The organism is Nostoc sp. (genome assembly GCF_036917655.1).
In the GTDB taxonomy this organism is placed as follows: domain Bacteria; phylum Cyanobacteriota; class Cyanobacteriia; order Cyanobacteriales; family Nostocaceae; genus Nostoc.
On the sequence record NZ_JBALCY010000072.1, the window covers coordinates 1 to 12,372 of the forward strand.

Sequence of the window (12,372 nt, forward strand, 5' to 3'; positions counted from 1 at the left end):
TTAATATATATGTGCTTCTCCCGTTCGGGAATGGATTCGTCGCACTTAAACAACTTCATTGGCATGGCTGATTGCTCCTTGTGCAATAGCTGATAAGAAGAATGATTCTTCTACATCTTTATTTTTGTCAGAAACTTCTTGGAGTTCCTTGATTTCAAAATCCTATCAACCTTTTTAATTAATAATAGTCAAGCTGGTAACAAACCCGTAAATAAATATTGGATGAATCGAGATAAACCAGTTATAAATAGACAGAACTGTCTAGATTAAAACGAATCATTACTGCTAGATATATAAGACTTTCAATGATTCCAATAGACAGACTATTCTAACTATATCTGAAGAGAGAAATGATTTAATTGCTGTCCTAATTCGGGATGTCTCACAAAGGAAAAATCGGCGATAATTGCTCAAATCAAAACAATAGGAAAAGCGCAATTGTTTGCTTTGAGGCTTTCTAGCTGATGACTAATTGTAACCACGAATACTGTTTGTAAATTAATTGATCAGCGCAAGTAATTTGGCCAGATGTATGATACTCTTGATTTATAGGGAATCTAATACCAGAATAAAAACTCCTTAGATTCCTTTGAAGTGAGTATCAGACCAGCCTCATCAGTTATTGGTGACGGCATAACGTTAATCGAAATGGAGCAAAACCGCCCAAAAATCGGTTTTTCGTTTGGCGAAGCCGTTGCCATAGCGTAGGCTGGACTGATTTTTTTATGTATCTTCCTTGCAGCAAAAATAATGCTTGTCTTGCTGTGATCAAGCAGAAATGTCTCATTTACCTGTCGTAGCTGTGGAAGTGTTTTGAATTATTGGTGACAGGATTGCAACTAATTTTATCACCCTTGTTGTATCTCGCATCCCACTAATATTTAACGTGAGTTCGACAAGTCTTATTTGACCTCTCCCCCAGCCCCTCTCCGACGCACAGAGGGGAGCAAAAAGCTTAATTTTTCGTTGCTCCTCCCTTTCCGTTTCGGAAAGGGAGGCTGAGAGGAAGAGGTTCATCGAATTTACGTTAATATTTACTGCCATATCTGTAAGAAGCTGTTTAATTTCTAGCAGTTAACTGCAATATTTATAGTGCTAGATAGACAGATGATGTCCACACTCTGACTACGTTGATCCTGTCACAATCTCGACAGTGAACTCTTTCAAAAACTACAACTCCAATTTGATTCAATACTCTGCTTGATTACACCATAATCTTGGAGCCGAATCAATAAGTCTGCGCCATTACTGAGGTTTTTATGCGGAAGATTGCTATTTATGGAAGAGGGGGAGTTGGCAAATCCACAACAACTCAAAACGTAGTGGCTGGACTGACTGATATAGGTCGTAAGGTGATGGTTGTAGGGTGTGACTCGAAAGCAGACTCAACCCGGCTCCTTTTGGGGGGATTCCACCAGAAGATTGTACTCGACACGTTGCGTAAAGAAGAAGATGATGACGTGAATTTAGAAGACTTTCGCCAGGAAGGATGGGGGAAGACGCTGTGTGTGGAATCGGGTGGGCCAGAACCTGGTGTGGGATGTGCAGGTAGAGGCATTCTGACATCAATTGGGTTGCTGGAACAATTAGGTGCTTATGATGATGCAGTTAGACTTGATTATACATTTTATGATGGTCTGGGTGACGTGGTATGCGGTGGATTTGTCATGCCCATTCGTGAACGTAAAGCTCAAGAAGTTTACATTATCACTTCTGGGGAAATTATGGCAATCTATACCGTCAACAACATCTGCCGAAGTATTCAAAAGTATGCGCCCATAGGCGGTATACGTCTGGGAGGATTGATTTGCAACTCTCGCAAAGTCGATGAGGAAGATGATTTGATCAAAGCTCTGGCAGAGAAACTGGGGACTCAAATGATCTACTCTATACCCAGAGACAATATGGTGCAGCAAGCAGAGTTCCACCGCAAGACGGTGATTGAGTATGCTCCTGAGTCTGAACAGGCGCAGCACTATCGCAACCTGGCAACGGCAATTGACCAGAATACAGATTTTGTGGCTCCGAAATCTATGTCTAACGATCAGCTTGAGGAACTGCTGGTAAAGTTTGGGTTGTTCGACTAGGACGATGCGGTAGGGATCATCCCTAATACAAGATGTCTGGAGCAATTGGCAACCTCTGACTCGAAAAAGCAGAAAAAACTGCGTAAGTTTCTTACCACCATCTAAGAAATCCGGGAAAATTTGTCTACCTCATTGAAGGAGTAGAACTTATTATGTTGACCGAAGAGGTTTTAGTCCAAAAATTTATCACCATAGCTCAGGGGCGCTGTCCCAAACTCAGTGAGTTGCTCCAGTACTGTCACGTCGAACTTGTAAACTCTTACTGGGGCTACCCCCCAAAACTTATACAACATTTTGTTGTCTATTATCCTAATATGCTGTCTGCCTCAGTCAATGCCTACCAAGACATTTTCCGAGGCATTGCCCAAGATTTGGGGATATTGGACGCTGTTTGCATAAACGCTACACGCATTATCCGCGATCGCGCCTCCAAGTTGAAGGAAAAAAACCCCATCCTCTGGTTGGAACTCCAGTGGGTGGCGGTGCCCACTAGAAAAGGCAATTGGTATTTAGATCAAGACTTGCCGCACTCGGACTAAAGGTTACGTTATTTTAGCAAGATAATACACGAAAGCTGAGAGTTTGTAAATTATTGATGCCTTGGGATTTGAGCATTTTCTCTTGGTGATGACCGACTTGGCTAGCAAATGATCAAAAGGCGATCGCTAGGTTAAACTGCGCCAATGCTAAAATAGTATCCAAAGATGCAAGTATTTTAGCAAGATGTATGCTATGCTTGCAGCAAATAAGCGAAATTGTCAAAACATCAATATGTCTGACAAAAAAAACGCCAAACACTAGAAAACCTTGCTATTGCCCTAACAGATTTAAGTTTGTCCGCTGCGGCTTTTTCTAACGGAGAGATACAGCCTCATGAAACTGGATGTGAATCTTTGCAACAACCTAAAGTCAATTAGAACTCGCTTGGGCATGAGTCAGCAAGAATTAGCTAATATAGCTGGTGTAACTCGTCAGAGTATTGGTGGTGTGGAATCTGGACAATATGCTCCTTCTGTTGCTATGTCACTGCGTTTAGCCAAGGCGCTTGGTTGCCAAGTCGAGGACTTATTCTGGTTTGAGCAAGATTTACCAGAAGTTGAGGCAATTCTTACCGGATCAGCCCCTAAGGAACAGCAATTGCGAGTTAGTCTAGCGCGGGTTGGGGATCAATGGATAGCTTATCCCCTCGTTGGGAACGATGCTTTTCGGATCGAAATGATTCCAGCTGATGGTGAGACAGTTGCGGTGAGCTACCCCATTGTAGGGACTGAGGTTAGCGCAAGCGGTAGCGTTAGCGTCCGCGGAGCGTCTTGTAGAGAAGCGGTAGTGAGTCTTCTCCCCTTGGGAGAAGCCAAGGGCGAACGAGCGTCCGTAGGATTGTCATCCGTAAGAGTGAAAGGGTTCCCCAGCATAAGCAAATTGCCATTAGCGTCAGAGGTAGCGACACAGGAGCTTCTCCCGCCGGGTGAAGCACAGAACCAGATCGGTACAAATAAAGTCCAGGTTAGGCTTCTGGATGATATAGACAAACTGCACAATACAGTTGTGATTGCTGGTTGTACACCTGTGCTTTCCCTCTTGGCAAGAGCAACTGAACGTTGGCATCCAAAACTGCGAATTCATTATCGTTTCGCCCACAGCACGGCTGCATTGCGTAGTCTGTGCCAAGGTGAAGTTCACATTGCAGGGATGCACTTATACGATGCTGACACTGGGGAACATAACATCCCCTTTGTGCGGGAAGCCTTAACAGGTAAGAGTGCCGTTTTGATTACCCTTGGAGTTTGGGAAGAAGGTTTGTTAGTCCCACCAGGAAACCCAATGGGAGTTAAAACAGTTTCCGACTTAGTAGAATTTGGAGCAACTATTGTCACCCATGAAGTGGGTTCTGGCAGTCGGATGCTTTTAGAACGGAAACTCCTTGAAGAAGGAGTGCCATTGCACAAAGTTAAAGGATCTGACTGTATCGTTCACAGCCATCAAGATGTTGCCTTATCTGTAGTCTCAGGAATCGCTGATGCAGGTATTAGTACGGCATCTATAGCTGCTGTTTTTGGGTTGGGATTTATCCCCCTTCATCGGGCGCGATATGACTTGGTGATTATTAAAGAATACTTGGAAGAAGAAGCAGTAAAGCAGTTTCTCAGTATCTTGGGACATCGGCTAGTCCAATCGCAATTAGAGATTCTTGGTGGCTATGATATTAGCAATATTGGGGAAGTTGTAGCAAATATTTAATAATTCGTAATTCGTAATGGGCTGTACTTCGTCCCGCTACGCTAATGTAATTCGTGATTATTAACCCACCACTAAGAAATATGTGTTTTACTTTCCAAAACTCCAGTTAGTTGCTCTATCCTTCAATTACGAATTACTCAAGCAAATCAAAATCACCCAACAAATTAGCCGATCATGAATCATCACTTATCGATGAACAAAAATCCCATTCAAATTAACGATACAACCTTAAGAGATGGTGAACAAGCGGCAGGTGTAGCTTTTAACGTTGAAGAAAAAATTGCGATCGCCACTTTTCTTGATGCCATTGGTGTTCCAGAATTGGAAATCGGCGTTCCGGCAATGGGGCAAGAAGAAGCAGAGTCAATCAAAACCATTGCCAATCTGGGATTAAACGCCAAATTACTAGGCTGGAACCGTGCTAATTTGTCTGATATTCAGGCATCGATAGATTGTGGTTTAGAACGGGTGCATATTTCCGTTCCCGTCTCGGAAATTCAGATTGCCGCCAAGTTTGGGGGTAAGCAGCAGAAAATGCTAGATCGTTTGCGGGACGCAATAAATTTCGCTTGCGATCGCGGTTTATCTGTATCTGTTGGTGGAGAAGATTCTTCTAGAGCCGATGAATCTTTTTTGCTAGATGTGGCGTTTTATGCTCAAGAGTTGGGAGCTTTCCGGTTTCGCTTCTGTGACACTGTAGGAATTCTCGATCCTCTGACTACTTACAGCAAAGTTCGCTCTCTTGTGCATCATCTATTCATTCCCATAGAAATGCACACGCACAATGACTTTGGACTGGCAATGGCGAACTCGCTAGCTGGTCTGGAAGCAGGGGCGCTATCGGTTAACACCACGGTAAACGGGATCGGTGAACGGGCAGGGAATGCAGCGCTGGAAGAAATCGTGATGGCACTGAAACACATCTACGGTGTCCCAACGGGCATTGATACAAAACGGCTGTTGGAACTGTCACGCTTAGTTGCTAAAGCTGCCAACTGGCCAGTTCCTCCCTGGAAAGCGATCGTGGGTGAAAATACCTTCGCACACGAATCGGGCATTCATGCTCACGGTGTGTTGCAAAATCCGGGTACTTATGAACCGTTTGCGCCGGAAGATGTTGGGTGGGAACGTCGCCTTGTTGTAGGCAAACATTCCGGTCGGCATCTGATATTCAGTGTGCTGCAAGAACATGGAATCACCCTCACTCAGCCAGAAATTCAATCAGTGCTAGATGCTGTAAAGCATAAGTCAGTAAAAGTTAAGCGCAGTCTCACGGTTGAAGAACTCCTGAGTTTGGTTCCTCAAGGGTGAACGCACAACACCTACAACCTTTGAATGTTATAGGTTTTGTGCTTTTACTTATTAAAAGGTAAATACGTCAGATTGTTTGCTTTGGGTCAATTTGACCAGAGAAGACTTAAATCAAAAGTGAAGTTGGTTAAGAAGACATAACAATTCCATCTCAGGTTATTGATCGCAATTATTTTATCAACTGCTAGAATATTACCAATTATGTTGGTATGACTATGCCGAGAAAAGAGCAAGGATGGATCACTTTTCAATTGTCTCCAGAAGAACGGCAACTTCTAGAGCAGTACTGTCAAAATTTTCAACGCACTAAAACTGATGTGTTGCGCTCCTTGTTGCGTAGTCTCCAGCCAAAATTACTCAAACAGCAGGGGAAACAGTTTGATTCTGGGGAGGTTGATCTTGATCTACTTTGAGCAGTAATGAAGAATTGCTATCGGTAAAGTCAGTTGTTTTGTAACCAAATAAATTTGCAATGGGGTTAATAATCCCTTTGAAATCGTAAAAAAGCGTTCAAGTTCAGAAGTTGACTATGACAAATCCTAGAAAACTATTGCGATGCCTGCGGTGGTCACTGAGCTTTGCCGTACCCTTCGGGAAGCAAGCTACGCGCAGCGTCTCGTAGAGAAGTGCGGACAGAGCGATCGCGCCACGGTCAAATTCCTTTCAATTACGAAATTGGTTTGAACGATTTTCTAACTGTTCCGGTGATGAAACTTCTGCCGCTTGAGCAGAAGTAAATCAGATTGTTGATACTCCAATGCCACTTGATGTCCAGGGTAGTCAGGATTGGTTAATTTTAGTAAAGCATTTTTTTCTACCATGCTTAATTTTCAGTCTATTCGTGCTACAGCAATGCAAAAAGTCCCATATAACTGGGCTTTGATAAAAAACTTGCTCTCAAGCGAGGCAAGCTTAGAACTAACTGCGAGTTTTCCCCACGAAGAGTTTCGTTTGTCGGAGGGAGAGGGATACGGGTACTTCTGGGGAAAGATGCTAGCTACTAGCGAGGATATTTCCTTGATGCTCAAATCTAGCGATAATCGTTGGCGAGAGCGGATGGCACAAGGCAGACTTACTTATGACTTAAGACACCTCAGTAAAGTCTGGCAACAGTTGATAGAAGGACTGTGGACAGATTCTTACCGCGCAGCTTTAGCCGAAATGTCTGGGTTGGAACTAAAGGACTGTGTAATGGATATTGGATTTCGCCGATATCAATTAGGACAATTGCATCACCCTCATACAGATGAGCCGAACAAAGTTTTAACTCATCTACTATTTTTCAATCAACAATGGTCTGTAGACTGGGGAGGCTGTTTGCGAATTCTCAAAGACTCGCAGCCGGAATCTGCCTTTGAAGATATTCTACCTCTGAGCGATTCCTCAGTTGCGATCGCGCGTTCTGACAACTCTTGGCATATGGTAACTCCGCTTACTTGCCCTGCATCTGAATATCGGCTAGCTTTACGAGTTGCTTTTTTTCGGAATAGTCGCCTAACTTCAGATTTCGGAAAAACCCAGCTAGCTGCGTAGTAAGCTGTTACGTATACAACTTGCATTATCAGGGCGGGCAGGATGCCCACCCCACAATCATCTTGAAAAAATATTAGTGCAAATTAAAGGCGCAACAGCTTAGTCAATCAATTTTGGATTTTGGATTTTGGATTAACGCCGACCACGTTAGCGTAGTGGGACGGTTCTGAAGTAGCGGTAATTCATGAATTACCGTTACGACAAATCAGGCTTTTGAGACAATTTTGCGTAAGTTCTATCTAAAATCTAAAATTGGCACGGTCAAGGATTTTCTCTCTACTTTTGTTAGAAAATCAGCCTCCTGATTTTCTGGTTCTTCCTTATTTGTCGTTGTTGGTAATCCCTTTGAAATCGTTAAAAAGCTGACTATGACCAATCCTACAGAACTATTGCGATCGCGCTACGGTGAAGTTCCCTTCAATTACGAAATTGACTGGAACGACTCTTTAGAAACACTGGTATCTCACCGTTCAATTCGGTCTTATCTATCTGACCCCTTACCACCAGGAACCCTAGAGTGGATAGTTGCTGCGGCTCAATCTGCTGCTAGTTCAGCTAATATGCAAACTTGGAGTGTGGTAGCGGTTGAAGATCAAGAGCGCAAAGCAGAATTATGCAAGCTGGCTAATAACCAAGCATGGATTAACCAGGCTCCTGTATTTTTGGTTTGGTTAGCAGATTTAGGTCGTCTTGCTCATATTGCTGACAGTCGCGGACTACCTCATGTAGCTCTGGATTATGTAGAACTGTTAGTTAAAGCAATAGTCGATGCTTCGGTAGCAGCCCAAAATGCTGTTGTAGCCGCTGAATCTATTGGGTTGGGAACGGTATATATGGGCGCAATCCGCAAAAGCACGCAAGAGGTAGCCACATTACTAAATTTGCCACCTTTTGTGTTCCCTGTGTTTGGGTTGTGTGTGGGTTATCCAAATCCTGAGAGCCAACCTGCTATTAAGCCACGGTTGCCCCAGTCAGCTGTATTCCACCGGGAAACCTATAAATTAGCAGAGCAAGATGAAGCGATCGCTCATTACAACGATATCATGAAAGAATTCTACACTCAACAAAAGATGAATGTCGCTGTTGATTGGTCGGAACACTCCGCCGAGCGGATTGCCACGTTAGACTATTTAAAAGGGTGCAAGTACTTGCGTGAAACTCTTAACAACTTCGGTTTTAAGTTGCTATAAAAGGAGTGAACAGCCAGAAAACATAGAGACAGGACAAAGCATTCACCGTACCCCTAGTAGAGAGCAAGCTACGCGCAGTAGGGACTAAAGAGAACTCTGATAGTCTGCACCATAGCTTCTGACGCTTAAAGACTTGTTACCGCTTCACTAAAGACTCAAAGGGTGCATCCCAGTCTCAAAAGATAATTTCAGTGCGTAAGTCCTAAAATTGACCAGCTAACTTGCCAGATATAGCAATTCTACTGCTTGAAACCTTTGTAAGAATTTGGGGAATCTGAAGGCATTTAAGCAGTCAACATGCGAACGATTTAATGGGTATTCCAGCAAGCTTCATCTTTCAAAAAAGGGCTGAACTGTAAGAATCGCTCTTGTAATGAGAATTGCTGACCAAAAATATAGAATTAACCCGCGAAACAAAAAGGAGCTCCAAACAATGAATAATTTGTCTACTAAAGACCTCAACAGACTACGCTCTCAAAGCAAAATAATTATGAATCGAGTGGAGATTTTCATAGAAACTTACTTATTAGAAGCTCCCCCTGATGAAAAACTGATTAACGAAACCTTACAAGAGATCATCAAGGCTACGAATAGCTTAACAACCGCAGCATCCAAGATGAAAACCGCAGAACCCGTAGGTCAAGACGCTAACGGTTCAAAATAGTTTAATAGGGCTGAGTGGAACCCCATAGCTAAATAATGGGGATTGAATACAGTTCCGTTAGCGGTAGCGGGGCGTTTAGCCCGTGCTGAGTAATCGACGCTAGATACTCAGCACTATTTAAGTTATGGAAATAGATGAATCTAGACCGTTAGGAAATACCATGCTAAAAGGGCTAAGTTTAAATTTAAATAACTGGTTAGAAAGAAATACAATTGTACGTAACCTGGAGTTTTTTCAAGACTTTATTATTATTTCTCTCTGCCTTGGTTTATTCTGTGTGATGCTCATCCGACTGGGAGATATGTTCTTCTCCTTTTTACATCCCTTGGATTTACGGCAAGTAACATCTGATATCCTGTTCATTTTGATTTTGGTAGAGTTATTCCGCCTGTTAATTGATCATATACAACAACAACGGACATCCGTGGCAGCAGCAGTAGAGATTACTATGGTTTCTGCTTTAAGAGAAGTAATTTTACGCGGTGTTCTTGAAATTCCCCGTGACCAAATTTTTGGAATCGCAGTATTTTTAATAGTATTAGCGGGAATTCTTGTGGCTTTACCTTGGGTATCTCACTTTTTTGAGCAGGGGAGAATTCCTCACACTGAAACAAAACAAAAAACGCAATTAGTGGCTGATAATCCTCTAGTTTCTGATTAATTTTAATCAGAAATACTGTTTGAAAATTAGTTAGCGATCGCAATTAAATTTGCCAGATATATGATATTCTTTATATATGGAGATGAAAAATAAAAATCACAAAAATCTTCAAAAAATAAGGCATATTTAAAGTCCAGCAATTTTAATTATGAGCTTGAGCTATGCCAAATTTTTCTTAAAGATATGGTTTTTGTATGTCGCTAGCTCATAACCTAACCGTAAAAGTGAGGTTTATTCAGTTAAACATCTCCAATAAGCGTTCAGCTAAGAATAAACGCTTTCACATGAGCTACGCAGCGTTAAGCGCCTTTTTGGTATTTTTCACTCAAGCCCCTGTTTCTTGCCTATCAACCTTCAATGGCACTGCGACATTGGGCGTAATAATGTCCAAAGCTTATTTGCTGAGGTGCATCAGATTCCAAGGCTTCTACCTATCAAAATGAAGCTGCTTGTAGAAATAATTCTCATAATGAGAATTACTGCTGCTATTTCGATTAGATTTTCAGTACAATCTGAGTCGTTATAGAAGTCAAAGCGTTGTAACTATATAAAAGTTAGGAGTGAGTTTATTGCTACTAAATATTAACTTCTAACTAATAGATGGATGAGAACAGAATGTTTGAGTATTTTACATCTTTGAACGACCATAATTTACCCTACCCAGATACAATCCATCCCATCGTTGTCCACTTCGTAATTGCAATGGTGTTGTTTGCCTTTGCTTGCGATGTAGTTGGTTATTTCACTGGTAAAGCTCGTCTTTTTGAGGTCAGTTGGTGGAATATGTGTGTTGCCACGATCGCCATCTTTGTTGCCGTCATCTTTGGTCAGTTTGAAGCTGGCTTGGCAAGACCTTACGATGCTGTTAAAGCAGTGCTGAATTTGCATACACTGATTGGTTGGTCGCTTGCAGGAATCATCACGGCGATTACAGCTTGGCGATATGTAATTCGTACACGCAACCCTGAAAAATTACCGATTCCTTACATGGTAGCGGGGCTGTTTTTAACTCTAATAGTTGGCTTGCAAGTATATCTCGGAGATGAACTTGTTTGGGTATATGGACTGCACACAGTGCCAGTTGTTGAAGCAGTAAAAAATGCTATTTTGCCATGAACTCGGAACTAATTGACCAATTAAGTAGACAACTAGGTACTAACGGACTACCTTACAACATTCCTATTCATCCCAACTTAGTCCATCTGACAATAGGTTTGTTCATCATTGGGATTACCTTCGATATCGTTGGTGTGCTGTTTCCCTTAGAAATATGGGTCTTCAAATATTTTGCGATTACTGTCAAACGTGCCAACTTCTTTGATGTTGGCTGGTACAACATGGTCGCTTCCAGCATCATCACTTTTTTCACGGTGGCAGCAGGTTTTTACGAAATGCTTTTAGCAGCACCACCTACTGATGTCAAGAGTGCCTGGGGATTACAGGCAATGCAAACCATGATTTGGCATGGTGTAGGTGGTGTCTTTTTATTAGCGTTGATTCTTAGCATGACCATTTGGAGAGGATGGCAGCGCTACATCTGGGACAAACAAGCATATAAACAGACAGATAGAGAAGTGCAGTGGATCTATCTGTTCGCAGGCATAGGAATCATGTTCATTATGTTCATCCACGGCACACTAGGAGCGCAACTAGCCGCCGAATTTGGCGTACACAATACAGCAGATAATTTGCTGCGATCGGGTCAAGACCTCAATACAACACTCAAATAAGTCATTAGTCATTTGCCCGATGCCCAATGCCCAATAACCAAAGACCATGAAGAAGATTTTAAATATTTTAACGCCGCTTACAGGCGCGATCGCAGTGACTGCTATGAGTCTCTGGATTGGTAAACAGGCTTACTCGTGGCTTCCCCCCCAAGCAGCAGCCGAATCCCAACTAATTGATGATTTGATTAGCTTCTTAGTAACCCTCGGTGCCTTTATCTTCTTGGGAGTAACAAGTACTCTGATGTATTCTGTGATCTTCCATCGGGCAGTCAAAGATGACTTCACTGACGGCCCCCCAATTGATGGTAATGTGGCACTGGAAGTTGTCTGGACAGCCATCCCAATTCTCTTGGTGTTTTGGATTGCAGGTTATAGCTACCAAGTCTATGAACAAATGGGAATTCAAGGGCCGACGGAACTTGTCCATTTGCATAACCCGATGGGGATGGAATCGGCATTCGCAGCACCACAAGAGAACTTAGCTGAACCTGTTGAAAAGATTGATGTTCTAGCTAAACAATGGGCTTGGGTGTTCCACTATCCTGAGAAAGATATTACCAGTAGCGAGTTGCATTTGCCTAGCGATCGCCGCGTGCGTTTGGCACTGCAATCACAAGACGTTCTCCACGGCTTCTACATTCCGGCATTCCGCCTCAAGCAAGATATTATTCCCAACCACACCATCGACTTTGAATTTACCCCCATCCGTGCGGGTAAATATCGGCTTACCGATTCCCAATATAGCGGCACATACTTTGCCACTATGCAGGCGAATGTAGTCGTCGAATCACCAGAGGATTACCACCAGTGGTTAGCCAAAGCTGCAACCCAAAAACCATCTCCCGCCAATAATCAAGCAAATTCTGAGTATGCCCAAGCAGCCAGTAAATCAATCAAAACTGGTTGGGTAACAGTTGCACCTGCGGCACCTCCTTTGGTCAATTATCCCGGTTGAAAG

The 12,372-nt window shown here is 42.8% G+C and carries 12 protein-coding genes and 1 pseudogene; all 13 read left to right on the forward strand.

All coding sequences use genetic code 11. The features are described 5' to 3' along the window. The first annotated feature begins 1,259 nt into the window (after nucleotides 1-1,259). The 13 genes and pseudogenes from nifH to V7K30_RS26340 all read left to right on the forward strand — a co-directional run bounded on the left by nifH (nucleotide 1,260) and on the right by V7K30_RS26340 (nucleotide 12,369). A complete protein-coding gene (nifH, locus tag V7K30_RS26280) occupies nucleotides 1,260-2,087 on the forward strand; it encodes a nitrogenase iron protein (protein WP_335004350.1) in 828 nt (275 codons plus the stop codon). A gap of 152 nt (nucleotides 2,088-2,239) precedes the next feature. Further along, nucleotides 2,240-2,626: a hypothetical protein gene (locus V7K30_RS26285; RefSeq protein WP_335004352.1), complete on the forward strand. Its 387-nt coding sequence runs from the start codon at nucleotides 2,240-2,242 to the stop codon at nucleotides 2,624-2,626. A 334-nt stretch (nucleotides 2,627-2,960) separates the two neighbouring features. After that, nucleotides 2,961-4,325, forward strand: a complete 1,365-nt coding sequence (locus V7K30_RS26290; RefSeq protein WP_335004354.1) for a substrate-binding domain-containing protein — start codon at nucleotides 2,961-2,963, stop codon at nucleotides 4,323-4,325. A gap of 192 nt (nucleotides 4,326-4,517) precedes the next feature. Beyond that, on the forward strand, nucleotides 4,518-5,636 hold the full coding sequence (gene nifV, locus V7K30_RS26295; protein WP_335004424.1) for a homocitrate synthase: 1,119 nt from the start codon (nucleotides 4,518-4,520) through the stop codon (nucleotides 5,634-5,636). Between the two features lie 215 nt (nucleotides 5,637-5,851). Continuing rightward, nucleotides 5,852-5,980 (forward strand): annotated as a pseudogene (locus tag V7K30_RS26300) (CopG family transcriptional regulator); the annotation flags it as partial. A gap of 234 nt (nucleotides 5,981-6,214) precedes the next feature. Next, the gene (locus tag V7K30_RS26305; RefSeq protein WP_335004356.1) at nucleotides 6,215-6,373 is read left to right on the forward strand and encodes a hypothetical protein; all 159 of its coding nucleotides are present in this window, start codon (nucleotides 6,215-6,217) and stop codon (nucleotides 6,371-6,373) included. Between the two features lie 115 nt (nucleotides 6,374-6,488). After that, entirely contained in the window at nucleotides 6,489-7,169 is a 681-nt protein-coding gene (locus tag V7K30_RS26310) for a 2OG-Fe(II) oxygenase (protein WP_335004358.1), read from the forward strand. 368 nt (nucleotides 7,170-7,537) lie between these two features. Next, nucleotides 7,538-8,359, forward strand: coding sequence for an NADPH-dependent oxidoreductase (locus tag V7K30_RS26315; protein WP_335004359.1), 822 nt, complete (start codon nucleotides 7,538-7,540; stop codon nucleotides 8,357-8,359). A 433-nt stretch (nucleotides 8,360-8,792) separates the two neighbouring features. Then, nucleotides 8,793-9,023: a hypothetical protein gene (locus tag V7K30_RS26320; protein WP_334941305.1), complete on the forward strand. Its 231-nt coding sequence runs from the start codon at nucleotides 8,793-8,795 to the stop codon at nucleotides 9,021-9,023. A gap of 160 nt (nucleotides 9,024-9,183) precedes the next feature. Then, nucleotides 9,184-9,684, forward strand: coding sequence for a phosphate-starvation-inducible PsiE family protein (locus tag V7K30_RS26325; RefSeq protein WP_335004426.1), 501 nt, complete (start codon nucleotides 9,184-9,186; stop codon nucleotides 9,682-9,684). 615 nt (nucleotides 9,685-10,299) lie between these two features. Then, nucleotides 10,300-10,800 (forward strand): DUF2231 domain-containing protein, encoded by a 501-nt coding sequence (locus V7K30_RS26330; RefSeq protein ID WP_335004427.1) that lies wholly within the window; start codon nucleotides 10,300-10,302, stop codon nucleotides 10,798-10,800. Next, the gene (locus tag V7K30_RS26335; RefSeq protein WP_335004361.1) at nucleotides 10,797-11,414 is read left to right on the forward strand and encodes a DUF2231 domain-containing protein; all 618 of its coding nucleotides are present in this window, start codon (nucleotides 10,797-10,799) and stop codon (nucleotides 11,412-11,414) included. Before V7K30_RS26330 ends, V7K30_RS26335 begins: the two co-directional genes overlap by 4 nt. A 46-nt stretch (nucleotides 11,415-11,460) precedes the next feature. After that, on the forward strand, nucleotides 11,461-12,369 hold the full coding sequence (locus V7K30_RS26340) for a cytochrome c oxidase subunit II (RefSeq protein WP_335004363.1): 909 nt from the start codon (nucleotides 11,461-11,463) through the stop codon (nucleotides 12,367-12,369). Nucleotides 12,370-12,372 lie beyond the last annotated feature (3 nt).

What these genes read in the sequence shown, in the direction of transcription:
- V7K30_RS26320 (WP_334941305.1), top strand. Translation starts at nt 8,793, where the DNA reads ATGAATAATTTGTCTACTAAAGACCTCAACAGACTACGCTCTCAAAGC.
- V7K30_RS26285 (WP_335004352.1), top strand. Translation starts at nt 2,240, where the DNA reads ATGTTGACCGAAGAGGTTTTAGTCCAAAAATTTATCACCATAGCTCAG.
- V7K30_RS26340 (WP_335004363.1), top strand. Translation starts at nt 11,461, where the DNA reads ATGAAGAAGATTTTAAATATTTTAACGCCGCTTACAGGCGCGATCGCA.
- V7K30_RS26290 (WP_335004354.1), top strand. Translation starts at nt 2,961, where the DNA reads ATGAAACTGGATGTGAATCTTTGCAACAACCTAAAGTCAATTAGAACT.
- V7K30_RS26315 (WP_335004359.1), top strand. Translation starts at nt 7,538, where the DNA reads ATGACCAATCCTACAGAACTATTGCGATCGCGCTACGGTGAAGTTCCC.
- nifH (WP_335004350.1), top strand. Translation starts at nt 1,260, where the DNA reads ATGCGGAAGATTGCTATTTATGGAAGAGGGGGAGTTGGCAAATCCACA.
- nifV (WP_335004424.1), top strand. Translation starts at nt 4,518, where the DNA reads ATGAACAAAAATCCCATTCAAATTAACGATACAACCTTAAGAGATGGT.
- V7K30_RS26310 (WP_335004358.1), top strand. Translation starts at nt 6,489, where the DNA reads ATGCAAAAAGTCCCATATAACTGGGCTTTGATAAAAAACTTGCTCTCA.
- V7K30_RS26330 (WP_335004427.1), top strand. Translation starts at nt 10,300, where the DNA reads ATGTTTGAGTATTTTACATCTTTGAACGACCATAATTTACCCTACCCA.
- V7K30_RS26325 (WP_335004426.1), top strand. Translation starts at nt 9,184, where the DNA reads ATGCTAAAAGGGCTAAGTTTAAATTTAAATAACTGGTTAGAAAGAAAT.
- V7K30_RS26335 (WP_335004361.1), top strand. Translation starts at nt 10,797, where the DNA reads ATGAACTCGGAACTAATTGACCAATTAAGTAGACAACTAGGTACTAAC.